We start from the raw sequence: 23,343 nt of genomic DNA on the forward strand, positions 1-23,343 counted from the left end.
CCGACAACCAGCCGCCCGTACTCTGGGCCGACCATGCGGATCCTCTGCACCTTCGTCGGTGGCCTCGGCCACCTCACGCCGCTCCTGCCGCTGGCCCGGGCGGCACGGGCCGCCGGTCACGAGGTGGCGATCGCCGGCTCGGGCGGGCTGGTCCCCAGGATCGAGGAGGCGGGGTTCCGGGCGTACGCGACGAGCCCTGCGCCGCACCACTCCGGCACACCTGCCGGACGCGACCTGACGCCTCTCCCTGCCACCGACGCGCGCGCCGCCGAGCAGGAGTTCGCCGACAACTTCGCCGATCGGGGCGCGCGGCGGATGGCAGGTGCCGTGCCGGGCGTGCTCGAGGACTTCCGGCCCGACGTCGTGCTGCGTGACGAGACCGACCTCGGCACGACGATCGCAGTGGAGCCGCTCGGCATCCCCGTCGTCACCCACCTCGTGCTCGCCTCGGGGCTGCTGGTGCGTCCCGACCTGGTCGGCCCGCGCCTCGACGTCGTACGCGCCGAGCACGGACTGGCGCCCGACCCCGACCTGGCCCTGCTGACGTCCGGTCCGGTGCTCTCGGAATTCCCGCCGTCCTTCCGCAGCCCCCACGCGCCGTTGCGGATGACACCGAGCCACTACCGGTCGACCACCGTGACGCGCGCACCACGACAGCCGGGCAGGCCGCGCGTGTACGTCACGCTGGGCACGATCTTCAACAAGACGTCCGGCGACCTCTTCGAGCGACTCCTCGCCGGGGTCGCCGACCTCGACGCCGAGGTCGTCGTCACGGTCGGTCGCGACCTCGAACCGGCGGCGTTCGGCGCCACTCCGCGCCACGTCCGCGTCGAGCGGTTCGTGCCGCAGGACGAGGTGCTGGCCGCGACGGACCTGGTCGTCTCGCACGGCGGCTCGGGCAGCCTGATGGCCGCCCTGGCCCACGGACTGCCGTCCGTCCTGCTTCCGCTGGGCGCCGACCAGCCGCACAACGCGCTGCGCGCCCGGGAGCTCGGCGTCGCCACGACGATCGACGCCGCCACCGCCACTGCCGCCGACATCACCCGAGGCGTGGCCTCGGCCCTTGCCGACGCCGCGATGGCCGCGCGGTGCCGCGAGGTGGCCGCCGAGATCGGCTCGCTGCCGTCCGTCGACTCCGCGGTGGCGCTGCTCGAGCGCGCCGCCTCTAGGGTGCGGCCATGACGACCGCGCGCACCGTCCCCGTCACCACCGAGATGGACGGTGACGAGCTCGACGCCCTCGACGCGTGGCACCTCGCCCGCCGCCACGGGCTGCGGACGATCGCGGCGGAGTCGTTCGTCCGGTTCCGCTACGGCGACGGGTTCACCAACTCGCGCGCGCTCGCCCTGCAGGCCTGCCTGGCGGTCGTGCCCTTCCTCCTCGCCCTGACCGGGCTGGCCGCCGACCTCGACGAGGAGCGGCCGGCCGCGGTCGTCGCGCACGTCGTGGACTCGCTGTCGCCCGGCGCCGGAAGCAGCGACGCCCTGGCGTCGGCGGTTGAGAAGTCCGACGAGTCCGAGAAGGCCGGTGAGGTGGCGCTCGTCCTCGGCCTTGGCTTCGCACTCCTGTCGATGACCACCGCGATGGCGCAGGTCGAGCGCGGCGCCAACCGGATCTACGGCATCCGGCGCGACCGCAAGGCCGTCGCCAAGTACGGCCGCGCCGCGGTGCTGACGGCCGTGCTCGCGGTGCCCGTCGGCATCGGCTTCGTGATGATCGTCGGCGGCGGCGCCCTCGGCGAGGCGATGGTCGACAACTACGGCTGGTCCGACCGCACCGAGGGCTGGTGGAACGTCCTGCGCTGGCCCGTCGGGCTCGGCCTGCTCGTCCTCACCATCGCGGTCCTCCTCGACCACGCCCCCCGGCGCCGGCAGCCGGCCCTCTCCTGGCTGGCGCTGGGCTCGGGCATCGCCGTCCTGCTGAGCGCGTTCGCGACGGTCGGGCTCGCGGCGTACGTCTCGCTGAGCGGGTCGTTCGGCAACGTCTACGGGCCGCTGGCCGGCATCTTCGCGCTGCTGCTGTGGGCGCTGCTCTCGTCGATCGCCTTCTTCTACGGCACCGCTGTCTGCGCCCAGCTCGAGGCGCTGCGCGCGAGCGAGCCGTCGCCCGCCCTCGACGATCCCGGCCGACCGCACGCCCGGACCGTCGGCGACCGTCCGGCCGAGGACGCGTAACCCGCGCTCCCGGGTAGTCCTTCTGGGTGGTTGTGCGGCCCGTTCGAGCACCGCGCCGGCATTCGTCTGCGCCGCGGGCGGCTCGTCCCTAGCGTTCCCCTGTCACCCCCGAGGGAGCGTTCCCATGCGCCGTTTCGCCGGCAGCCGTCTCGGCGCCACGTCCACCCTGTCCGTCGTGCTCGCCCTGGGCATCACGGCCGGGACCGCTGCGGCCGTGCCGCCCGCGGCACAGCCGACCGCCACCACCGCGACCAGCGCCCCGTCGGAGGTCGAACTCCCGCGCCCGGTGCGCGGTGCGAACGCCGTGCGCCTCCTCGCCGACCGGCTCGACGAGGCTGCCGCCCGCAACGAGATGTCCGCGACCGAGCTCACCGAGCTGCTGACGACGGACCCGACCGCCTGGATCGACACGGCGGGTGCGGTGTTCTACAAGGAGGGGGTCGCGACCGCGCCGACCGACGACCCGGTCAGCGCCCGGGCACCGCTGTCGGAGACCTTCGCGCTGCACAGCAGGCCCGGGTCGACCAAGACGATCTTCCTCGACTTCGACGGAGCCGCGGCGAGCGCGACCGGGTGGCACGCGAGCTATCCCGCGACGCCGACCAGCCAGCCCGCCTGGGACACCGGCGGCAACGCCGCCGTCTTCGACGATGCCGAGCGCACGGCGATCCAATCGATCTGGCAGGCCGTGGCCGAGGACTACGCGCCCTTCGACGTCGACGTGACCACGGCCGACCCCGGGCCCGACGGGATCAACCGGTCGAGCCTCCTGGACACCACGTACGGCTCCCACGCGCTGATCACCCCGAGCGTCGGTGCGCACGACGCCATCTGCAACCCGCTCAACAACGGGAGCGCGTGCGGGGGCGTGGCCTACATCAACGTCTTCGACAAGGTCCTCAGCGGCGGTGGGGACGGCTACGGCTACCGGCAGCCGGCCTGGGTCTTCCCGCAGAAGCTCGGCAACTCCGCGAAGAACATCGCCGAGGCGGTGAGCCACGAGGTCGGCCACAACTTCGGCCTGCAGCACGACGGCAACGCGACGCAGGGCTACGACCGCGGCCACGGCGCCTGGGCGCCCATCATGGGCGTGGGCTACGACCGCCCGATCAGCCAGTGGAGCAAGGGCGACTACGCCGGTGCCACCAACCAGCAGGACGACGTCGCGATCATCCGCGGCATCGTCGGATCGCGCGCCGACGAGGCCCCGAGCCTCGTCCTCGGCGCGCCGTCGGTCCCGGCCGGGACGGCGTACGTCGACAGCCGCACCGACGTCGACACCTACGTGCTCGGGACCTGCTCCGGCAGCGTCTCGGTCGTCGCGAACCCGCTGGCCTCCCTGTCCGACCTCGACGTCCAGCTGACCCTCCTCGACGGCCTCGGCCAGGTCGTCGCCACTGACGCCCCCACGTCCGCGCAGACCTCCACCAGCACCGCGTCGGGGATGGGCGCGTCGCTGACGCGGACCCTGTCCACCGGCATCTACTACGCGCAGGTGGACGGGGTCGGCAACGGGCCCTGGAGCACCGGCTACGACGACTACGGCTCCCTCGGCGCGTACACCCTCGCCGCGACCGGCTGCGACAACCCGACGCCGACCACGACGTCGCTGGTCGCCACCGCCATCGGTCGCACCGTCACCCTGACCGCAACCCCGTCGACGCTCCTCGGGATCCTCACCGGCGAGGTGGTGTTCCGCGAGGGCACCACGGTCGTGGGCACGACGGTGCTCGGCATCGGCTCGCCCGTCGCGGTCCTCACGTCGGTGTCCCCGGGCGCGCACACCTACACGGCGACCTTCGTGCCGCTGGGCGCCACGCACCTCGGCTCGGCCTCGCCGGCCACGTCGGTCACGGTCCGGACGACGTCGACGACCGCGCTGACCACCTCGGTCACCGGGCGCGACGTCACGCTCGACGCCCAGGTCGCGACCGACGGCGGTGCGCCCGTGGGCACGGTCGAGGTCCGCGACGGCGACACCCTCGTCGGCACCGCGGCCCTCGCCGCCGGCACCGCGTCGCTCACCCTCCCGTCAGTCGCGCCGGGCGCCCACTCCTACCGGGCCACGTTCGTGCCCAGCGACACGGCGGCGTACGCCGGCTCGACGTCGTCGACCAAGGCCGTCACGATCGCGCGCGTCGCGACGACGACCGACCTCACGACCTCGGCCACCGGCCGCACCGTGACGCTGGCGGCGGCCGTGGCGACCGGCTCCGGCGTTCCTGCAGGCGTGGTCGAGCTGCGCGATGGCACCATCCTCCTCGGGACGGTGCCGCTGTCGGCGGGCGCCGCGTCACTCACCGTGTCCGACGTCGCGCTGGGCAACCACACGTACACCGCGACGTACGTCCCCTCCGGCACCTTCCACGCGGGCTCGACCTCGCCGGCGCGCACCCAGCAGGTCGTCGACGCTCCCGTCGTGCCGCCCACTGTCCAGATGCCGGCGCCGACGCCGACGGCCGACCCCCTCCCGACCCTCCCGACGGTCCCTCCGGTCTCGGCGAGCACCACGACCATCAGGGCGCCGAAGAAGGCGAAGGCCGGCACGCGTCCCCGGGTGACGATCACCGTCGTGCGGGGTGCGTCCGCGGCGAGCGGCACCGTCGTCGTCACCGTCGGCAAGAGGTCGCGGACGCTGACCCTGAAGGCAGGGTCGGTCCGGATGCGGCTGGCCAGGCTCAAGGTCGGGAAGGTGCGGATCACCGTGCGCTACGCCGGCGACGCGACCACCACCGCCTCCACCGCGAAGCAGACGATCAGGGTCAGGACCTGAGGCCGCCTCAGCCCTTGGTCGAGCCCAGCGTCAGGCCCGAGACGAACTGCTTCTGCAGCGCGAAGAACACCACGAGCACCGGAAGGGCCACGATGATCGAGCCCGCCGCCACCAGGTTGGTGTCGGTGAAGAACTGCCCGCGCAGGTTGTTGAGTGCCGACGTCACGGGCAGCTTGTCGCCCTGCTGGATCAGCACGGTGGCCCAGAAGAACTCGTTGTAGACCCACGTGACCTGCAACGTGGCGAGAGCGGCGAGAGCGGGGCGTACGAGCGGCATGGTCAGCTGCCAGTACTGGCGCCACACGCTGGCACCGTCGAGCTCGGCCGACTCATAGATCTCGTAGGGCAGCGTCTTCATGTAGTTGCTCAGCACGAAGGTGCAGAACCCCATCTGGAACGCGGTGTTGACCAGGATGAGGGCCCAGAAGCTGTTGAGCATCGAGCCCGAGTCGCTCATGAAGTAGGGCAGCGGGATCTCGCGGAACATCCGGAAGACCGGGATCAGCAGAGCCTGCGGGGGCAGCAGGTTGGCGGCAAGGAACACGCCTAGCAGGGCGAGGTTGAAGCGATAGCTGAAGCGGGCGAGCACGAAGGCGACCATCGAGGACAGCCAGAGCGTCAGGACCACCGCCGGGACGGTGATAAGCAGCGAGTTCTTCATGTGCAGCCCGAAGTTGCCCTGCGTCCAGGCCTGCTCGTAGTTGCTGGTGGTCCACCCGCCGAAGGAGAGATAGCCGTTGGCCTGCGTGTACTCGTACTCGCGGAAGGAGTTGATCAGCGCCCACAACAGCGGGAAGAGCCAGGCGAGCGCCAGCAGGGCGATGATCACTGTGACCAGCGCCCCACGGCGCTTGCTCAGGACCCCGCCCTCCTTGCGCTTCGGCGGGGCCTGTTTGTCACCCAGCGGCGGCACCGTCGCCACCAGGACCGAATCGATTCCGCTCATCGGTTGCGCTCCTCACGAAAGACGGTCCGCAGGTAGATGGTGATGAAGATCGACGAGATCAGCATCATGATCACGGCCAGTGCCGAGCCGAACCCGTAGCGCGTCGCCTCGCCGATGACGTTCTGGGCCACGAGGGCCCCGATGACCTCCAAGCCGTTGCGGCCCTTGTTGATCACCCACACCAGGTCGAAGGCACGCAGCGACTCGATGACGACGATGACGATCACGACCATGTTGATCGGCCGCATGACCGGGAAGATCACGTGGAAGAAGGTCTTCACCTCGCTCGCGCCGTCGACCGCCGCTGCCTCGCGCAGGCTCGCGTCGACGCCCTTCAGGCCCGCCAGGTAGATGAGCATGATGTAGCCGGTGTGGCGCCAGGCCGTGGCGACCAACACCGCCCAGAGGTTGATGTCGGGGTCGCCGTACCAGTCCACCTCGGAATTGAAGACCTGGTTGATCAGGCCCTGGTCGCGGGAGTAGAAGAGCTGCCAGATGAAGCCGATGAGCGCCAGGGAGAGCACGACCGGCATGTAGAAGGCCGTCTGGTACAGCCGACTGCCCTTCATCTCGCGGTCGAGCACGACCGCGAGCAGCATGCCGAGGATGGTTGGCAGGAGGAAGAGGAACGTCAACCAGATCAGGTTGTGCTTCACCGCCGGCCAGAAGGCCGGATAGATGGTGAAGATGTCCTTGTAGTTCTGGACGCCGACCCACTCGATGGTGCCGAGGTCGCCGAAACCGTTCCACTTGCCGAAGGACAGCACCACCGACAACATCGCCGGCAGCCACACCAGCAGGAGCACCAGCACCAGAGGGATGGCCACCATTGTGATGACCGTCGCCCGGTCTCGGGTGGGCAGCTTCTTCGCCCGGCCCTGGTTCGGCGCCACAGCCTTCTCCGGCTCGGTGGACTGTGGCGCCTCGTCGATGTGGGTCATGGCTCAGCCGAAGATCGAGGCGGCCTGCTCCTGGATGCTGGCCGTGACCCCGTCGATGTCATCGGGGTCCTTCAGGAAGGCTTGGATCGACGGGATCATCACCGTGTTGGCGAAGTCGGCGTTGGTGTCACGGTCCATGAACTGGGCGATGTTGGCAGCCGCCCCCACCACCTCCGCCGACTTCTTCTGCAGGTCGTTGTACGACGAGGTGCTGGCGCCCTCGTTCGCCGCGATGAACGGCGCATCGGCACCGGCATTGCCCGCGTCGGCCGCGGCCGCACTGCCGAGCCACTTGGCCATTGCCTTGCCCGCTTCCTGGTTCTTGCCCGCCGAGGCCACGCAGAAGCCGTCGATCGGGGCGTCGAGCGCGTCGGCCCCGATGGCCGAGTCGAGCTCGGGGAAGGTGAAGAAGTCGATGTCGTCGGCCTGATCGGCGATGGCGTCGACGACGAAGGTGCCGAGGAGGTACATGCCACTCTCACCCTTGCCCATCGAGGTTGCGGCTTCCTGCCACGTGCGACCCAGGGGATCGGCCTGGTGGTAGGGCAACAACGTGCGCCAGGTCTCGAAGACACCCTTGACCTCGTCGCTGTCCCACTTCTCCTCGCCGGCCATCAGGCTCATGTGGTAGTCGAAGCCGTTGAGCCGCATGTTGAGGATGTCGAAGGTGCCCATGGCGGGCCAGCCGTCCTTGTCGCCGAACGCGATGGGCGTGATGCCCTTGCCCTGCATGTCCTTCATGAGCTCCATGAAGTCGTTGTTGCTCTCCGGCGGCGCCCAGCCGTTCTTCTCGAAGATCGACTTGCGGTAGAAGAGTGCCCACGGGTAGTAGCTGACCGGTACGAAGTACTGCTTGCCGTCTGGGGCGGTGGCGGCCTGCTTGAACGAGTCGTTGAGGCCGTCGATCGGCCACTGGTCGCTCACGTCGCTGATCAGCCCTGCCTCGGCGAACTGGGCCATCCGGAAGCCGGCGAACCAGGTGAAGACGTCGTCCGGCGTGCCCTGGAGGTAGGTGTTGATGCTCTCCTGGAACGTGTTGTGGTCGACCGCGTTGAGCTTGACCTCGGTGTCACTCTCCTTGCCGTAGGCGGCGGCGATCGCCTTGAGGCGGTCGTAGGCCGGGCCGGAGCCCTCGGCCTCGTTGATGCCGAACTTCACGGTGGCTCCCGAGCCGGTGGCGGGGCCGGAGTCACCACCGCAGGCGGCCAGCAGGCTGGCCCCGCCTACGGCGAGACCGCTGAGCCCGATGCCCCGGAGGACGTTGCGGCGGGTCGCCGCCATGGTGGCGACGGTGGAGCGGGGAATGGCAGTGGATGTGGTGCGGGACACGAAAGCCTCCTGGAGACAAAACCCAACAAGGATGCACAGCATGTGACGACTGACACAGCCCCGTCAAGCCTTTCGAGGTCACATTTCGGACCACTTCAAACATTTCCCAACGGTTTTCTTCGTTGAAGCGTTGACTTTCACGTGTGAGGGTCGCCACAGTTGCGCCATGCCGAGATCCCTGCCCGCTCTGGCCTTCGGTGGTGACTACAACCCCGAGCAGTGGCCGCCCGTCGCCCATGTCGAGGACCGCGCCCTGATGCGCGAGTCCGGCGTCGACCTGGTCACCCTCGGCGTCTTCTCGTGGGCGTGGCTGCAGCCCACGCCCGACACCTGGGACTTCACGTGGCTCGACCAGCAGATGGACGACCTGCACGCGGCGGGGATCGGCGTCGACCTCGCGACCGCGACCGCCTCGCCGCCGCCGTGGCTGACCCACCGGCACCCGGAGATGCTCCCGGTCACCGAGGACGGCCGCACGCTCTCCCCGGGCGGCCGGCAGGCCTTCTGCCCCAGCTCGCCGGTCTACCGCGAGCACGCGCTGGCCCTGTGCACGGCCCTCGCCGAGCGCTACCGGGACCACCCGGCGCTGGCGCTGTGGCACGTGTCCAACGAGCTCGGCTGCCACAACGCCCGCTGCTACTGCGACGTCAGCGCCGCGGCCTTCCGCACCTGGCTGCGCCGCAGGTACTACGACGACGTGGCCCGTCTCAACCACGCGTGGGGGACGGCCTTCTGGTCGCAGCGCTACGACGACTTCGAGCAGGTGCTACCCCCGCGCGTCGCGCCGACCCACGCCAACCCGACGCAGCAGCTGGACTTCCGGCGGTTCTCCTCCGACCAGCTGCTCGACAACTTCGTCGTCGAGCGCGACGCGCTGCACCGGATCTCCCCCGGCGTGCCGGTGACCACCAACTTCATGGTGATGCGCCAGACCATCGAGATGGACTACCTGCGCTGGGGTCGCGAGCTCGACCTCGTCTCCAACGACCACTACCTGATCTCCGCGGAGGACGGCGGCCACCGCGAGCTGGCGTTCAGTGCCGACCTCACCCGCGGCACCGCCGACGGGAAGCCGTGGCTGCTGATGGAGCACTCCACCAGCGCGGTCAACTGGCAGCCGCGCAACCGCGCGAAGGTCCCCGGCGAGATGATCCGCAACAGCCTGGCCCACGTCGCCCGCGGAGCCGACGCCGTGCTGTTCTTCCAGTGGCGGGCCTCCCGCGCCGGCGCCGAGAAGTTCCACTCGGGCCTGCTCCCCCACGCCGGCACCGACACCCGTCAGTGGCGCGAGGTGGTCGAGCTCTCGCAGCTGCTCGACGCCGTCGAGGAGGTCGCCGGGAGCGCTCCGCGCAACGAGGCCGCGATCCTGTTCGACTACGAGGCGTGGTGGGCCTGCGAGCTCGACTCCCACCCCAGCGTCGACGTCCGCTACCGCGACCGGGCCGAGGACCTCCACCGTGCGCTCACCGCGCAGGGCATCGGCGTGGACGTCGTCCACCCGAGCGCCGACCTGTCGGCGTACCGCCTCGTCGTGGTGCCGACCCTCTACCTCGTCAGCGACGCCACCGTGGCCGCCCTCACGGCCGCGGCGGACGCCGGGGCGACCGTGGTGGTCACCTACTTCAGCGGGATCGTCGACGAGCACGACCACATCCGCCTCGGCGGCTATCCCGGAGCGTTCCGCGACCTCCTCGGCGTACGCACGACCGAGTTCCTGCCGCTGCTCGAGGGCCAGGACGTGCAGGTCGAGGGGCTGGGCAGCACGGCCGTCGGCGCCGACACCTGGGCCGAGGACCTCGAGCTGGCCGGAGCCGAGGCGGTCGCGACGTACGTCGACGGGCCGGCCGAGGGTCTCCCTGCCGTCACCCGCCGGAAGGTCGGGTCCGGCGCGGCGTGGTACGTCGCGACCCGGCTCCACGCCGCCGGCACCGACCTGCTCGTCGAACGGCTCGTCGCAGACACAGGACTGGTCCAGCTGCCCGGGGCGTCACCGCTGGTCGAGGTCACCCGCCGGGTGGGCGACGACGCGAGCTGGCTCTTCGTGATCAACCACGGCGACGACGATGCCGCCGTCGCCACCCACGGGGTGGACCTGGCGAGCGGCCGCGAGGTCGCCGGCGACCTGCGGGTGCCGGCCGGAGGGGTCGCCGTGGTCCGCGAGGCAGCCGGCTCCGCGGCGCGGGACGCCTGATGCTCGCCGCCCAGCGTCGGGGACGGATCCTCTCCGAGCTCAGCCGCGACGGCACCGTGCGCGTCACCGACCTCGTCGAGCTGTTGGGTGTCTCGGACATGACGGTCCGGCGTGACCTGGTGGCGCTGCACCGCGACGGCCTGCTGGAGAAGGTGCACGGCGGTGCGCTGGCCGTCGCCGAGCCCTCGTCGTCCGAGCCCGGCTTCGAGGCGAAGTCCGTGCAGCGACGCCGCGAGAAGGAGGCCATCGCGAGGGCGGCCGCCGAGCTGGTGCACCCCGGCATGGCCATCGCCGTGTCGGCCGGGACCACCACCCACGCCCTGACCGAGCACCTGGCCCACATCTCCAACCTCACCGTCGTGACCAACTCGGTGTGGGTCGCCGACGTCCTGCACCGCACCGGCGACAGCACGACCTCGGTGCTGCTCACCGGGGGCCTGCGCACCCCGTCCGACGCCCTGGTCGGGCCGGTCGCGGTCTCCTCGCTGCGCAGCCTGCACGTCGACGCCTTCTTCATGGGGGTGCACGGCATGGACGTCCGGGCCGGCTTCAGCACGCCCAACCTCCTGGAGTCCGAGACCAACCGCGCCATGATCGAGCGCTCCCGTCGCCTCATTGTGTGCGCCGACTCCAGCAAGTGGGGGGTCGTCGGGCTCAGCAGCATGGCCGGGCTCTCCGAGGCCGCCGTGCTGGTCACCGACTCGGGCCTTCCTGCCCAGGCCAGCGGCGCACTCGCCGACCACGTCGGGGAGCTGGTGGTCGTCGACCCGATCGACGACGAGGACGACGACCTCGACGACGTCGAGGACGCATGACGGTCACGCACCTCAGCCGCGCCGGCGTGAGCCTGGTGCTGGGTCGCGACGACGCCGGGATCCCCTCGGTCCTGCACTGGGGAGCGGCACTCGGCGACCTCGACGACGACGCGCTCGCCGCGTTGCTCGCGGCGCGGCGCCCCGGAGTCTCGCGCTCGTCGTACGACCTCCCGCGCACCACCGGGCTCGTCCCCGACGGCACCCGCGGCTTCGCCGGCACCCCCGCCCTCGAGGGCCACCGGGTCGGCGGCAGCGCCACGGCGGCGACGCCGAGCCTGGTCGACTGGGAGGTCGTCGCCGGCGACAGCGCCCTCACCTGCACCGCGAGCGACACGGAGGCCGGCTGGGACGTCACCGTCCAGATCGCCCTCGACGACGTCGGTCTGCTCCACGCGCGTACGTCGGTCACCAACGCGGCGGACGGCGACCTCCACCTCGCCACCGTCCTCACCGCGCTGCCGGTCGCGGCGCACGCGACCGAGCTGCTCGACCTCACCGGGCGCTGGTGCAAGGAGCGCTCGCCCCAGCGGCACCCGTGGGTGCAGGGCACGCACCGCCGCGACGCCCGCCACGGCCGGACGGGCCACGACGCCACCCTCCTCATGGTCTCCGGCACGCCCGGTTTCACCTTCGGCACCGGCGAGGTGTGGGCCGTGCACACCGCCTGGAGCGGCAACCACACGACGTACGCCGAGCGCAGCCCCGAGGGCGACTGCCTGCTCGGCGGCGGCGAGCTGCTCGCCCCCGGCGAGGTGGTGCTCGCTCCCGGTGAGACCTACCGTTCCCCGTGGCTGCTCGGGTCGTGGTCGCCTGCCGGGCTCGACCCCCTGAGCCACCGCTTCCACGCCCACCTGCGGGCGGTGACGCCGCGCGCGCGTACGGAGCGGCCTGTCATCGCCAACACGTGGGAGGCGGTCTACTTCGACCAGTCGCTCGACCGGCTGACCGAGCTCGCCGACGTGGCCGCCTCTGTCGGGGTGGAGCGGTTCGTCCTCGACGACGGGTGGTTCCTCGGCCGGCGCGACGACACGGCGGGACTGGGCGACTGGAGCGTCGACGCCTCTGTCTGGCCCGACGGGCTCGGGCCGCTGGTCGAGCACGTGACGGGTCGCGGGATGGAGTTCGGGCTGTGGGTCGAGCCCGAGATGGTCAACCTCGACTCCGAGGTGGCGCGCACCCGTCCCGAGCGGGTCCTGCGCGGACGCACCGCGGTGCCGCCCGAGTGGCGCCAGCAGCAGGTGCTCGACCTCCAGGACGACGGGGCGTACGCCGACCTGCGCGACGCACTGCTGGCGCTCCTCGACGAGCTCGACATCGCGTACCTCAAGTGGGACCACAACCGCGACCTCACCGACGTCACCCACGCGGGCCGACCGGCCGTGCACGGGCAGACGCTGGCGGCCTACCGGCTCCTCGACGAGCTGCGCGACGCGCACCCGACGCTCGAGATCGAGTCCTGCTCGTCCGGCGGCGGCCGGGTGGACGCCGAGGTGCTGACCCGCACCGACCGGATCTGGCCCAGCGACACCAACGACCCGCTCGAGCGGCAGCACCTGCAGCGGTGGACGTCGCTGCTCGTGCCGCCGGAGCTGATGGGATCGCACGTGGGGCCGGCCACCTCGCACACGACCGGGCGTACGCACTCACTGCGCTACCGCGCGGCCACCGCCCTGCTCCACTCGTTCGGCATCGAGTGGGACATGACCCGCCTCGACGAGCAGGGACTGGCCGAGCTGCGGTCGTGGATCGACCTGCACAAGCGGGTCCGTCCGCTCATCGGCACCGGCGCGCTGGTCCACCCCGACCACCCGGACCCGGCCGTCGCGGTCACCGGCATCGTCGCGGCGGACCGCTCGGAGGCGTGGTACGTCGTCGCCACCGTGGCGATGACCGCCACCCAGCACCCCGCTCCCCTCCGCCTCACCGGGCTCGACCCCGACCGCTCCTACCGGCTCTCCGAGGAGCTGCCACCCACCGGGGGCGCGGACCTGTCCGGTCGGTGGTCGGCCTCGGGCGCCGTGCTCGGCGGGCGGGTGCTGGCCACGGCCGGGGTGGCGCTGCCGGTGCTCGACCCGGAAGAGGCCCGGGTGCTGCGCGTCGTCGAGGCCTAGGCTCGTCGCATGGACGCACGCGCATGGGACGAGCGGTACGCCGCGAGCGACCTCGTCTGGTCGCGCGAGCCCAACCAGTTCGTGGCCGCCGAGCTCGCCGACCTCACGCCCGGGACGGCGGTCGACCTCGCTGCCGGCGAGGGTCGCAACGCGATCTGGCTCGCCTCCCGGGGCTGGTCGGCGACTGCGGTCGACTTCTCCCAGGTCGCGCTCGACAAGGGTGCCCGGCTGGCCGAGGACCTCGACGTGACGTGGGTCTGCGCCGACGCCACGCGGTGGCAGCCCCCGGCGCCGGTGGACCTGGTGGTGATGGCCTACTTCCAGGTGCCGGCCGAGGACCGGCGGCGGGCCGTCCGCGGCGCCTTCATGATGCTGCGGCCCGGCGGCACGCTGCTGCTCGTCGCGCACGACTCGACCAACATCGCCGAGGGCACCGGCGGACCGCAGGACCCCACCGTGCTGATGACCGCCGAGGACGTGCTCGCTGATCTCGACGGGCTCGAGGTCGAGGTGGTGCGCGCGGAGCGCGTCGCGCGGGAGGTCAGGTCAGCAGACCCCTCCCGCCACGAGCACGGCGGCGACGAACGGCGTACGGCCTGGGACTGCCTGGTGCGAGTCGTCCGCCGCTGATCCCGCTGCAGGCGGTGGTGGAGCTACATTCCTGCGATCAGGAATGTGGCTGGATCACCGCTCGTCGGGGACCGAGGCTTCTTCGGAGTCGCGGTTGACCGGCTCGTCGCCGTAGACCCCGGCGTCCTTGGCCGCCTGCGCCTTGCGCAGCTGCTTGACCAGGCTGAAGCCGATCACGACGACCGCGAGGATCATGAAGATCCAGACCGCGAAGCCGAGTGGACCCGCCTTGACCTCGGTGGGGTCGGGAGTCGGGTCCTCGATCAGGATCAGCAGCAGCTCGAGCATGGCTCCAGTGTCCCACCCAACCGTCAGGGAGCGGGCGTCGGGATGCCGGCGAACAGGTCGTCCTCCGGCAGCGCGCTCTCCACGGTCGAGGAGACGAGCTCGTAGTCCTCGGTGGGCCAGGTCTTCACCTGGATCTCGCGCGGGATCGCGAACCAGAAGCCGTCGGGGTCGATCTGCGTCGCGTGGGCGAGCAGCGCCTGGTCACGGACCCCGAAGTACTCGCCGCACGGCACCCGCGTGGTGATGCGGTCGTCCCAGTCGGGCTCGCGCTCCCACTTCTCGAGGCGCTCGGCGTACGGCGACTCGAGCCCGTGGTCGAGCATCGCCTGGTGGAGGGCGTTGGTCTTCTCCCAGCTCCAGCCGTGGTGGTAGTAGAGCTTCATCGGCTGCCAGGGCTCCCCCGCGTCGGGGAACCGCTCCGGGTCGCCCGCCGCGTGGAAGGCGGCGACGGAGACCTCGTGGCAGCGGATGTGGTCGGGGTGCGGGTAGCCCCCGCGCTCGTCGTACGTCGTGACGACGTGCGGGCGGAAGTCGCGGATCAGCCGCACCAGGCGCTCGGTCGCCTCCTCCAGGGGGACGAGCGCGAAGCAGCCCTCCGGCAGCGGCGGCTTGGGGTCGCCCTCGGGCCAGCCGGAGTCGACGAAGCCGAGCCAGTCCTGCCGGATGCCCAGGATGTCGCGGGCGCGGTGCATCTCCTCGCGGCGGATCTCGGAGATGTTCTCCTGCACGTCGGGGCGGTCCATCTTGGGGTTGAGCACCGAGCCGCGCTCACCGCCCGTACAGGTCGCGACGTGGACGTCGACGCCCTCGGCGACGTACTTCGCGGTGGACGCGGCGCCCTTGCTCGACTCGTCGTCGGGGTGGGCGTGGACGTGCATGAGTCGGAGGCCGGTGCGGAGCGTGCCTGCTCCGGGCCGGTCTGCGGGGGGTCGGGCCATGGCCTGAGTCTAGGAGCAGCCGCTTACCCTTCTGACCGTGACCACCGACCTCACCGACCGCTACGGCGCCCCCTCGCGCTGGGGCCGGCCCGCGACCGTCACGCTGGCCGTCGTCCTCGCCGTGGTCGGCCTGGGCTGGCTCGGCTGGACGGTGTGGTTCCACACCACGCCCGCCGTCACCTCCGACCTCGTGTCCTTCGAGGTGACGAGCGACCACGAGATGCAGGCGCGGCTCGACGTACGCCTCGGGGACGACGACGTGGAGGCGTCGTGTCGCCTGCGGGCGTTCGCCGAGGACCACACCCCCGTCGGCGAGAAGGTGTTCACCCCGGTCGGCGGCACCAACGAGGTGGTGATCCGCACCGAGCGGCGGGCCACGACGGTCGAGAAGCTGGGATGCACCGCCGACGGCCAGCCGCGCCCTCGCTGACCCCGGTCCGGGGCGCACGAACTGCGCTTTCGGTCCCGGCTTGCTAATCTAGACGTTCTGCCCGTCCGGGTGCACTGGTCCACGTCTGAGACCGCGCCGACGCCGACCGGACGGAACACACGATTCATCGACCCGATGCGGGTGCGCTGGGGCACATCCCGAGCACCCGAGGCATCCAGCACCACAGCGAAGCAGGAGCGACGACATGACCGACCAGGGCACCATCTGGCTGACCCAGGAGGCCTACGACAAGCTGCAGGCCGAGCTCGACGACCTCCGGGGCCCCAGGCGTCAGGAGATCATCGAGAAGATCGCCGCGGCTCGTGACGAGGGCGACCTTAAGGAGAACAGCGGCTACCACGCGGCCAAGGACGACCAGGGCAAGCAGGAGGCCCGCGTCCGCCAGCTCGAGGACATGCTGCGCCGCGCCGAGGTGGGCGAGACGCCCGCCAACGACGGCGTCGTCGAGCCCGGCATGGTCGTCACGGTCGACTTCGGCGGCGGCGACACCGAGAAGTTCCTCCTCGGCGCCCGCGAGAACCTCATGGACGGCGACGACCTCGACGTCTACTCCCCCCAGTCCGCGATGGGCGCCGCCATCAACGGCAACTCGAAGGGCGACAAGGTGTCGTACACCGCGCCCAACGGCAAGGAGCTCACCGTCACGATCGTCGACGCGGAGCCCTACCGGGCCTGAGCCCCGTCACGACTGATCACCGTCTGGGCGGTGGTCCAGCCACCTTCCGACACCACGGAACGTGGCTGGACCACCGCCCTTCGGCGTGTCGAGCCGCGTGTCACGGCCAAGCGGTGGTCGAGCCACATTTCCCGACGCGCGCATGTGGGTGGACCACCGCTCCAGACGGGGCGTACGCCGCGCTCAGTCGGCGACGCGGTAGCCCCGCTCGCGGAGCCGCTCCATCAGGTGCTCGGCGTGCGCCTCGCCGCGGGTCTCGAGCTGGATGCGCACCTCGACCTCGTTGAGGGTGAGCGAGGGCGAGATCCGTTCGTGGGCGACCTCGAGCACGTTGGCGCCCTCGGCGCTGATCTCGACGAGCAACGACGAGAGCCCGCCGGGGAGGTCGGGGATGCAGACCCGGAGGTAGAGGTAGCGCCCGGCGGCGGCGAGGCCGTGCCGGATCACCTTGCTCAGCAGGAGCGGGTCGATGTTGCCGCCGGAGAGCACGGCCACGGCCGGGGTCTCGAAGATGCCCGGGTTGTCGATCATCGCGGCGACGGCGGCCGCGCCGGCGGGCTCGACGACCTGCTTGGCCCGCTCGACCAGCGCCAGGAGGGCACGCGAGAGCGACTCTTCGGAGACGGTGATGATCTCGTCGACGTGGTCGCGCACCGCGGCAAAGGTGATGTCGCCCGGTCGGCCGACCGCGATGCCGTCGGCCATCGTGCTCATCGACGCCAGCGGCACCGGCTTCCCGGCCGCGAGCGATCCGGGGTAGGCGGCGGCGCCCTCGGCCTGCACGCCCACGACTCGTACGTCGGGTCGCAGCGCCTTGATCGCGATCGCCACACCGGCCAGCAGCCCGCCACCGCCGGTGGGCACCAGCACGGTGCGTACGTCGGGTGACTGCTCGAGCACCTCGAGGCCGAGCGTGCCCTGGCCGGCGACGATGTCGACGTGGTCGAACGGGTGGATCAGGACCGCGCCGGTCTCCTCGGCGAAGGCGCGGGCCGCGACGAGCGAGTCCTCGAGGTAGCGACCGTGGAAGACCACGTCGGCGCCGTAGCCCCGCGTCGCCTTCTCCTTGGGGATCGGTGCCCCCTCCGGCATGAAGACGGTCGAGTGGATGCCCAGCGTGCTGGCGGCGAGCGCCACGCCCTGCGCGTGGTTGCCGGCCGAGGCGGCCACGACACCGTGGGCGCGCTCCTCGGCGGAGAGCCGGGAGATCCGGACGTACGCACCGCGGGCCTTGAACGACCCGGTGCGCTGGAGGTTCTCGCACTTCAGCGACACAGGGCCGCCGACGAGCGCGGAGAGCCAGCGCGACTCCTCCATCGGCGTGGTCACCGTGAGGCCGTCCAGCAGCTCACGGGCGGCCACGATGTCGGCCAGGGTCACCTGCTCGGTCATGACCGCTCCTTCTCGTGCTCGGTGTCGTGCTCGTCCGGGGCATCCGGGCCGGCCAGCGGGCCGTCGTCCTCGGGCGTGCTGGAGGGTGGCGACCCGTCGGGCGCCAGGTCCTCGTCCAGCGCGTTGTCGGGCTCGTCCTCGCCGATGTCGGTGTACGTGGCCAGGTGCTGCGCGACCGCGTTGCCGGCCGCCGCCAGGGGTACGGCGATGAGCGCGCCCGCGACGCCCGCCACGAGCACGCCGCAGCCGATCGCGACGATCACGCCGAGCGGGTGGAGGGACACGAAGCGGCCCATCAGGAACGGCTGCAGCACGTGACCCTCGAACTGCTGGACGACGATGACGCCGGCGAGCGTCAGCAACGCCGTCACCGGCCCCTGGTCGACGAGGGCGACCAGGATCGCGACCATTCCGGCGATGGTGGCACCGATCATGGGCACGAAGGCGCCGAGGAACACGAGGACGCCGATCGCGACGACGAAGGGCACGCCGAGGAACCAGGCGACGAGCATGATCCCGATCGCGTCGGCCAGGGCCACCAGCACGGTGGCCCGGACGAACTGGGTGAGCGAGACCCAGGCGACCCGGCCCGACGCGTCGACCCGCTCGCGCGCGGCACGGGGGGCGATCCGGACGAGCCACGCCCAGATCCGGTCGCCGTCGGCCATGAAGAAGTAGGTGGAGAAGAGGACGATGAAGAACCCGGCGACCACGTGGCCGACCGCGGTGCCGACCTCGGTCAGCCGGGTGACGATGCCGTTGGCCCCGGTGCTGTCGGTCACCGCGCTCTGGACGCCCTCGATGTAGGCGTCGAGCTGGGAGTCCGAGACGTGGAAGGGTCCGGTGCGCAGCCACTCGCGCACCTGGTCGAGGCCCGCCACCACGGAGTCGGCGAGGTCGCTCGCGCCCTGGGCGACCTGCTGGCCGACAAAGGTGAGCAGCAGCGCCACGGTGCCGATGCCCAGCACCATCACGATGCCGGCGGCGGGACCGCGCGGCATCCCGATCCGGCGCAGCAGGTTGACCAACGGCACGGCGAGCGCCGCGATCAGCAGCGAGATGGCGAGCGGCAGCGTGATCACGGCGAAGAAGCGCAACGTCCACAGCAGGCCGAGCATCGCGACGACGATGACGATCAGGCGCCACGACCACGCTGCGGCGAGGTCGAGGCCCCACGGCACCTGCGCCCGGCTGAAGTTCGACGGCCCGGTCGTGAAGGCCGGCTCGACCCGACGCTCGGCACGCATCTGCGACCACTGGCCGACGATGCGCTCGGTGAGCCGGTCCTCGTCGCGCGCGAGGGCCGCGAAGATGCGCCGCGGCCCCGACTCGTCGGTGTCGTCCTCGTCGGGCTGGTCGGGCGGGTACTGCTCGCTCACGTCGGTCACGCTACTCAGTACCCACCTTCTGCAGGCGCGCGACCAGCCGGTGCGCCGCGAGCGGGTGCTCCTCGGCCAGGAGCCCGGCCGCGGCCAGGACGTAGTCGCGGTCCACGACCACCACCGGGTCGCGCGGCAGCTGCCACCCGCCCTCGAAGGCGTCGCCGGTCGACGGCAGCAGCACACGGCGTACGGCGTCGGGGCCGCCGTGGCGCAGCACGCCACCCGAGCCCACGAGCAGGTCGACCTCCCGGAGGTCCTTGCCGCTGCGCTCGACGACGCGACCCTCGGGGCTGACCACCACCTTGCTGCGGCCGGCGTGCCGCTCCAGCGCGATCCGTACGGCGGCGGCGGCGATGTCGAGGTCGGCCTCCCGCTCGGCATCGCTGTCGGGCAGGAAGTCCGGATGCTCGCGGCGGCGTACGGCGCCCGCGGCCAGGTCGTCGCGACCGGCCGCCTCCACCGTCGAGACCGCCGACCACCGCATGCCGAGGTCGCCCTCGACGGTCCGCGTCACCGGGGTGGTGGCGACCACCTCGCGGGCCAGGCCGCTGTCCTCGGGGTCGAGCTCGACGACGGAGTGCACGTCGGTGGTCGCACCACCCACGTCCACCACGACGACATCGCCGGCACCGGGGTGCTGGTCGTCGAGGCCGCGGGCCAGCAGCTCGACGCCGGTCAGCACCACGTCGGGCGTCGCGCCGCGTACGAGGTCGGTGAAGCCGCGGCCGTGGGCGTCGACGCGGCTGCTGAGGTGCTTGCCGCCGATCACGTGCGACAGGAACATCTCGCGGATCGCCGCCCGCGCGCTGCCGGGCGCGAGCACGCCGATGCGCGGCACGACGTTGTCGGCCACGACGTGCGGGGTGCCGGCGCGCGTCAGGGCCGCGGCGACCTCGGGCCGGGCGTCGGTGTTGCAGGCGACGACCACCGGCCGGTCCCACTGCAGCGCCGCCAGCGCCTCAGCGGCAGTGACGGCCGCCTCGGCGTTGCCGCCGTCGGTGCCACCGGTCAGCAGCACGATGTCGGCCTCGGCCTCGCGCAGGGCCTCGCCGTCGAGGCCGCCGTCCGACATCGGGAGCACGGCCACGACCTTGCCGCCGCTCGACAGCGCGACCCGGCGGCCGGCCTCCGCGGTGACGAGCTCCTCGTTGCCGACGACGGCGATCCGCAGGCCGCCGCCGGCGCTGGAGCAGGCGAGCACGTCGGCGTCCCTGGCGGCCGGGTCCTGCTCGGCCAGCGCGGTCAGGCAGGCGTCGTACCCGTCGAGGACGTCGCCCTCACCGTCCGGCCCGGGCAGCGTCGTCGCATGGCTGGCCGTGGCGAGGAGGTCGCCGGAGTCGAGGTCGACCAGCGCCGCCTTGGTGAAGGTGGAGCCGAAGTCGACGCAGACGACCGACCTCGTGCTCACCCCAGGGCTCGGTCGAGGTCCGCGACCAGGTCCTCGACTGTCTCGATGCCGACGCTGAGCCGGATCAGGTCGTCCGGGACCTCGAGGTCGGTGCCGGCGACGCTGGCGTGGGTCATCTTCCCGGGGTGCTCGATGAGCGACTCGACGCCGCCGAGCGACTCGCCCAGGGTGAAGACGTCCGCGCGCTCGCAGACCGCGAGCGCCTGCTCGAGTCCGCCGGCGACGCGGAACGAGATCATCCCGCCGAACCGCTTCATCTGGCGCGCGGCGACCTCGTGGCCGGGGTGCGCGGCGAGACCGGGGTAGATCACCTCGGCGACCCGCGGGTCGCCGTCGAGGAACTCCACGATCTTCTCCGCGTTGTCGCAGTGGCGGTCCATGCGTACGCCGAGGGTCTTGAGGCCGCGGTGCGTGAGGAAGGCGTCGAACGGTCCGGCCACGGCGCCCATCGCGTTCTGGTGGAAGCCGATCTTCTCGGCCAGGTCGAGGTCGCGCACGACCACTGCGCCGCCGACCACGTCGCTGTGCCCGCCGACGTACTTGGTGGTCGAGTGCACGACCACGTCGGCGCCGAGGGTGAGCGGCTGCTGCAGGTAGGGCGAGGCGAAGGTGTTGTCGACGACCAGCAGGGCACCGGCGTCGTGGGCGACGGTGGCGAGCGCCTCGATGTCGCCGATGGTGAGCATCGGGTTCGTGGGCGTCTCGACCCAGACCAGCTTCGTACGACCGGGCTCGATCGCCGCGGCCACCGCGTCGGTGTCCGCGACGGGAGCGGGGGTGTAGGCCGTGCCCCAGAGCTTGGCGACCTTGTCGAAGAGGCGGAACGTGCCGCCGTACGCGTCGTCGGGGATGACGACGTGGTCACCGGGGGCGGTCAGCGCGCGGATGATGGCGTCCTCGGCGGCCAGGCCGGAGGCGAACGCGAAGCCCTTCTCGCCGTCCTCGACGGCCGCGAGCGCGCCCTCGAGGGCCGTACGCGTGGGGTTGGCGGAGCGGCTGTACTCGTACCCGCCGCGCAGGCCGCCGACGCCGTCCTGCTTGTAGGTGCTGCTCGCGTAGATGGGCGGGTTGACCGCCCCTGTCATCGCGTCGGGCTCGTAGCCGGCGTGGATCGCACGCGTCTCGAAACCGACCTTGTTGGCACGTTCCTGGGTCACGTGGCGAGCGTAGACCCAGCCCTCCGCGCACCCCACGGCAGAGGACAGCGGAACGGCCGCCACACCCACGCGTGGCGGCCGTTCTTGTTCGGTGTCCGTGCTGAGCGGATCCGTTCAGCTGGGGGCAAAGATCGCGATCATCGAGCTGTCCCGCAGGTCGGCGGTCGCAGAGAACTGCTCGCAGACCAGATTGACAGTGAGCAGCACGCCCTTTGTGGCCGCGAACCCCCGGGTGCCGGCGATGACCTCCGTGGCTCCGGGGTCGGCGATGACGGCGTACTGCAGGAAGTTGAAGTCGATGCCCGTTCCGGTCGTGAGGTTGCAGCGCGAGGTCGCCGAACCAGCCGACGTGTTGATGACGTAGGCGTTGTTGGACACCAGAACCGTGCCGTTGGACGGCGGCATGATGCTGACGGACCTGACGACCTGAGGAACTCCCAGAGCAACGCTCTGGTCGCCTCCGGCGGAGGCCGCGACCGAGTTCACGAGCGGTGCAAACTTCGCGTCGATCTCGGCCTTGCTGTACGACGACCCCGCGGCGGCGTACTTGGCGTCGGTCTCTGCCTTCTTGTAGTAGCCGCTGAGCTTGGCGTCGGTCGCGGCGTTGGACGCAGCTTGCGACGCAGCGTCCCCGGCGGCCGACTCGGCCTTCGTCGCGTACTTCGTGTCGGACTGCGCCTTGGTGTAGTAGCGCTTGTCGGCGAGCGGCTTGAGGTTCTTCTTCCAGATCTTCTTCCAGTTGGTGGCCACGGCGCTGCTGACCTCCGCACCGGCGGGCGTGACGGCCATCAGGCCTCCACCGACCAGGACCCCGAGGAGGACGGCAACGAGCAGCTGCCGCACGGATCGACGTGAAGACATGAGGTAGTTCCTTTCGAGCGAGGTTGTTGGTGTCCCTCACGGTCCTCCCGACCCGCCGCGAGCACATCGGTGGCAGCACGACGTCTAGACCACGTAATTCCACGTAGGCCCGCTCTACGGACGCCGCCGGCCGGGCTTGTCCGCCCGGGGATGATGGAGGCATGTTCGGATTCGGCAAGCCCTCCACCCTCCCCACCCTCGACCAGGCCCTCCCCGGCCGCACTGAGTCGATGTGGGGCCTCGGCGACCACGTCGTCCTCCACACGCCCGTCGTCACCGACGAGGCCCCCGCCGGCCACGAGGTCGCAGTGCTCGGGCTCGGCTGCTTCTGGGGCGCGGAGGAGATCTACTGGCAGGTGCCCGGCGTCTGGTCGACGTCGGTCGGCTACGCCGGTGGCAGCACGCCGCACCCGACGTACGAGGAGGTGTGCAGCGGTCGCACCGGCCACACCGAGGCGATCCGCGTCGTCTTCGACCCGTCGGTGGTGTCGTACGCCGACCTCGTCAAGAAGTTCTTCGAGATCCACGACCCGACCCAGGGCATGCGTCAGGGCAACGACGTCGGCACCCAGTACCGCTCCGCGATCTACTTCACGACCCCGGAGCAGGAGCAGACCGCTCGCGAGCTGACCCAGGCGTACGGCGACGAGCTGGCCCGCCGCGGCCTCGGCGAGATCACCACCGAGATCCGCCTCGCCAGCGAGACGCAGTACTTCTACGCCGAGGACGCCCACCAGCAGTACCTCGCCAAGAACCCCTACGGCTACCGCTGCCACGCGAACACGGGCGTGAAGTTCCCTGAAACGTCTTGACGGGCACTCGCGGCGAACGGACCGGGGGGCAGCGGCGGTCTCCTCGTAGCAGCCGGGCACCCATCAGC

Annotated in this window: 20 protein-coding genes; 10 read left to right on the forward strand and 10 right to left on the reverse strand. The window is 71.4% G+C overall.

Annotated elements, in window-relative coordinates:
* The first annotated feature begins 33 nt into the window (after positions 1–33).
* The 3 genes from EUA94_RS13545 (at position 34) to EUA94_RS13555 (ending at position 4,947) form a co-directional block, all read left to right on the forward strand.
* A complete protein-coding gene (locus tag EUA94_RS13545) occupies positions 34–1,182 on the forward strand; it encodes a glycosyltransferase (protein ID WP_129427417.1) in 1,149 nt (382 codons plus the stop codon).
* The gene (locus EUA94_RS13550) at positions 1,179–2,174 is read left to right on the forward strand and encodes a YihY/virulence factor BrkB family protein (RefSeq protein ID WP_129427418.1); all 996 of its coding nucleotides are present in this window, start codon (positions 1,179–1,181) and stop codon (positions 2,172–2,174) included. The genes EUA94_RS13545 and EUA94_RS13550 overlap by 4 nt, the downstream gene beginning before the upstream one ends.
* Positions 2,175–2,298: 124 nt before the next feature.
* On the forward strand, positions 2,299–4,947 hold the full coding sequence (locus EUA94_RS13555; protein ID WP_129427419.1) for an Ig-like domain repeat protein: 2,649 nt from the start codon (positions 2,299–2,301) through the stop codon (positions 4,945–4,947).
* Between the two features lie 7 nt (positions 4,948–4,954).
* Here the strand turns inward: EUA94_RS13555 and EUA94_RS13560 are convergent, their stop codons facing one another.
* The 3 genes from EUA94_RS13560 to EUA94_RS13570 are packed head-to-tail and all read right to left on the reverse strand — an operon-like array spanning position 4,955 to position 8,163.
* Entirely contained in the window at positions 4,955–5,893 is a 939-nt protein-coding gene (locus EUA94_RS13560; RefSeq protein WP_129427420.1) for a carbohydrate ABC transporter permease, read from the reverse strand.
* The gene (locus tag EUA94_RS13565) at positions 5,890–6,834 is read right to left on the reverse strand and encodes a carbohydrate ABC transporter permease (protein WP_129427421.1); all 945 of its coding nucleotides are present in this window, start codon (positions 6,832–6,834) and stop codon (positions 5,890–5,892) included. Before EUA94_RS13565 ends, EUA94_RS13560 begins: the two co-directional genes overlap by 4 nt.
* Before the next feature lie 3 nt (positions 6,835–6,837).
* Complete coding sequence (locus tag EUA94_RS13570) at positions 6,838–8,163, reverse strand: ABC transporter substrate-binding protein (RefSeq protein ID WP_207210549.1); 1,326 nt, start codon at positions 8,161–8,163, stop codon at positions 6,838–6,840.
* Positions 8,164–8,329: 166 nt separating this feature from the next.
* Between EUA94_RS13570 and EUA94_RS13575 the strand changes: the two genes are divergently transcribed.
* The 4 genes from EUA94_RS13575 to EUA94_RS13590 are packed head-to-tail and all read left to right on the forward strand — an operon-like array spanning position 8,330 to position 13,910.
* Positions 8,330–10,354, forward strand: a complete 2,025-nt coding sequence (locus EUA94_RS13575) for a beta-galactosidase (protein ID WP_129427422.1) — start codon at positions 8,330–8,332, stop codon at positions 10,352–10,354.
* Positions 10,354–11,169, forward strand: coding sequence for a DeoR/GlpR family DNA-binding transcription regulator (locus EUA94_RS13580; RefSeq protein WP_207210550.1), 816 nt, complete (start codon positions 10,354–10,356; stop codon positions 11,167–11,169). Before EUA94_RS13575 ends, EUA94_RS13580 begins: the two co-directional genes overlap by 1 nt.
* Positions 11,166–13,280, forward strand: a complete 2,115-nt coding sequence (locus tag EUA94_RS13585) for an alpha-galactosidase (protein ID WP_129427423.1) — start codon at positions 11,166–11,168, stop codon at positions 13,278–13,280. The genes EUA94_RS13580 and EUA94_RS13585 overlap by 4 nt, the downstream gene beginning before the upstream one ends.
* A gap of 9 nt (positions 13,281–13,289) precedes the next feature.
* Entirely contained in the window at positions 13,290–13,910 is a 621-nt protein-coding gene (locus EUA94_RS13590) for a class I SAM-dependent methyltransferase (protein WP_129427424.1), read from the forward strand.
* Between the two features lie 54 nt (positions 13,911–13,964).
* On the opposite strand, the gene EUA94_RS13595 is transcribed toward EUA94_RS13590, so the two are convergent.
* Complete coding sequence (locus EUA94_RS13595) at positions 13,965–14,198, reverse strand: hypothetical protein (protein ID WP_129427425.1); 234 nt, start codon at positions 14,196–14,198, stop codon at positions 13,965–13,967.
* A gap of 23 nt (positions 14,199–14,221) precedes the next feature.
* Positions 14,222–15,136: a mycothiol conjugate amidase Mca gene (mca, locus tag EUA94_RS13600; RefSeq protein WP_129427426.1), complete on the reverse strand. Its 915-nt coding sequence runs from the start codon at positions 15,134–15,136 to the stop codon at positions 14,222–14,224.
* A gap of 37 nt (positions 15,137–15,173) precedes the next feature.
* On the opposite strand from mca, the gene EUA94_RS13605 reads away from it, so the two are divergent.
* Together EUA94_RS13605 and greA are read left to right on the forward strand one after the other, a co-directional pair.
* The gene (locus EUA94_RS13605) at positions 15,174–15,566 is read left to right on the forward strand and encodes a DUF4307 domain-containing protein (protein WP_165356892.1); all 393 of its coding nucleotides are present in this window, start codon (positions 15,174–15,176) and stop codon (positions 15,564–15,566) included.
* Between the two features lie 205 nt (positions 15,567–15,771).
* Positions 15,772–16,263, forward strand: coding sequence for a transcription elongation factor GreA (greA, locus tag EUA94_RS13610; protein ID WP_129427428.1), 492 nt, complete (start codon positions 15,772–15,774; stop codon positions 16,261–16,263).
* A gap of 183 nt (positions 16,264–16,446) precedes the next feature.
* Here the strand turns inward: greA and ilvA are convergent, their stop codons facing one another.
* The 5 genes from ilvA to EUA94_RS13635 form a co-directional block, all read right to left on the reverse strand.
* Positions 16,447–17,655, reverse strand: a complete 1,209-nt coding sequence (gene ilvA, locus EUA94_RS13615) for a threonine ammonia-lyase (protein ID WP_129427429.1) — start codon at positions 17,653–17,655, stop codon at positions 16,447–16,449.
* Complete coding sequence (locus tag EUA94_RS13620; protein WP_242494864.1) at positions 17,652–19,034, reverse strand: AI-2E family transporter; 1,383 nt, start codon at positions 19,032–19,034, stop codon at positions 17,652–17,654. The genes ilvA and EUA94_RS13620 overlap by 4 nt, the downstream gene beginning before the upstream one ends.
* A gap of 10 nt (positions 19,035–19,044) precedes the next feature.
* Positions 19,045–20,445, reverse strand: coding sequence for a glutamate mutase L (locus EUA94_RS13625; RefSeq protein ID WP_129427430.1), 1,401 nt, complete (start codon positions 20,443–20,445; stop codon positions 19,045–19,047).
* Positions 20,442–21,602: a cystathionine gamma-synthase gene (locus tag EUA94_RS13630; protein ID WP_129427431.1), complete on the reverse strand. Its 1,161-nt coding sequence runs from the start codon at positions 21,600–21,602 to the stop codon at positions 20,442–20,444. Before EUA94_RS13630 ends, EUA94_RS13625 begins: the two co-directional genes overlap by 4 nt.
* A 114-nt stretch (positions 21,603–21,716) precedes the next feature.
* Positions 21,717–22,463 carry a hypothetical protein gene (locus EUA94_RS13635; protein WP_129427432.1) on the reverse strand — a complete coding sequence of 249 codons (747 nt, stop codon included), beginning with the start codon at positions 22,461–22,463 and terminating at the stop codon, positions 21,717–21,719.
* Between the two features lie 161 nt (positions 22,464–22,624).
* Here EUA94_RS13635 and msrA point away from each other — a divergent pair, with 161 nt between their 5' ends.
* Positions 22,625–23,275 (forward strand): peptide-methionine (S)-S-oxide reductase MsrA, encoded by a 651-nt coding sequence (gene msrA, locus EUA94_RS13640; protein WP_129427433.1) that lies wholly within the window; start codon positions 22,625–22,627, stop codon positions 23,273–23,275.
* Positions 23,276–23,343 lie beyond the last annotated feature (68 nt).

It is taken from the genome of Nocardioides zhouii (genome assembly GCF_004137345.1).
GTDB classification, from domain to species: Bacteria; Actinomycetota; Actinomycetes; order Propionibacteriales; family Nocardioidaceae; genus Nocardioides; species Nocardioides zhouii.

Excerpts from the sequence above, each read along its gene's own strand:
- EUA94_RS13560 (WP_129427420.1), bottom strand. The coding sequence starts at position 5,893 with ATGAGCGGAATCGATTCGGTCCTGGTGGCGACGGTGCCGCCGCTGGGT.
- EUA94_RS13595 (WP_129427425.1), bottom strand. The coding sequence starts at position 14,198 with ATGCTCGAGCTGCTGCTGATCCTGATCGAGGACCCGACTCCCGACCCC.
- greA (WP_129427428.1), top strand. The coding sequence starts at position 15,772 with ATGACCGACCAGGGCACCATCTGGCTGACCCAGGAGGCCTACGACAAG.
- ilvA (WP_129427429.1), bottom strand. The coding sequence starts at position 17,655 with ATGACCGAGCAGGTGACCCTGGCCGACATCGTGGCCGCCCGTGAGCTG.
- EUA94_RS13575 (WP_129427422.1), top strand. The coding sequence starts at position 8,330 with ATGCCGAGATCCCTGCCCGCTCTGGCCTTCGGTGGTGACTACAACCCC.
- mca (WP_129427426.1), bottom strand. The coding sequence starts at position 15,136 with ATGGCCCGACCCCCCGCAGACCGGCCCGGAGCAGGCACGCTCCGCACC.
- EUA94_RS13585 (WP_129427423.1), top strand. The coding sequence starts at position 11,166 with ATGACGGTCACGCACCTCAGCCGCGCCGGCGTGAGCCTGGTGCTGGGT.
- EUA94_RS13545 (WP_129427417.1), top strand. The coding sequence starts at position 34 with ATGCGGATCCTCTGCACCTTCGTCGGTGGCCTCGGCCACCTCACGCCG.
- EUA94_RS13550 (WP_129427418.1), top strand. The coding sequence starts at position 1,179 with ATGACGACCGCGCGCACCGTCCCCGTCACCACCGAGATGGACGGTGAC.
- EUA94_RS13555 (WP_129427419.1), top strand. The coding sequence starts at position 2,299 with ATGCGCCGTTTCGCCGGCAGCCGTCTCGGCGCCACGTCCACCCTGTCC.
- EUA94_RS13590 (WP_129427424.1), top strand. The coding sequence starts at position 13,290 with ATGGACGCACGCGCATGGGACGAGCGGTACGCCGCGAGCGACCTCGTC.
- EUA94_RS13580 (WP_207210550.1), top strand. The coding sequence starts at position 10,354 with ATGCTCGCCGCCCAGCGTCGGGGACGGATCCTCTCCGAGCTCAGCCGC.
- EUA94_RS13565 (WP_129427421.1), bottom strand. The coding sequence starts at position 6,834 with ATGACCCACATCGACGAGGCGCCACAGTCCACCGAGCCGGAGAAGGCT.
- EUA94_RS13635 (WP_129427432.1), bottom strand. The coding sequence starts at position 22,463 with ATGTCTTCACGTCGATCCGTGCGGCAGCTGCTCGTTGCCGTCCTCCTC.
- msrA (WP_129427433.1), top strand. The coding sequence starts at position 22,625 with ATGTTCGGATTCGGCAAGCCCTCCACCCTCCCCACCCTCGACCAGGCC.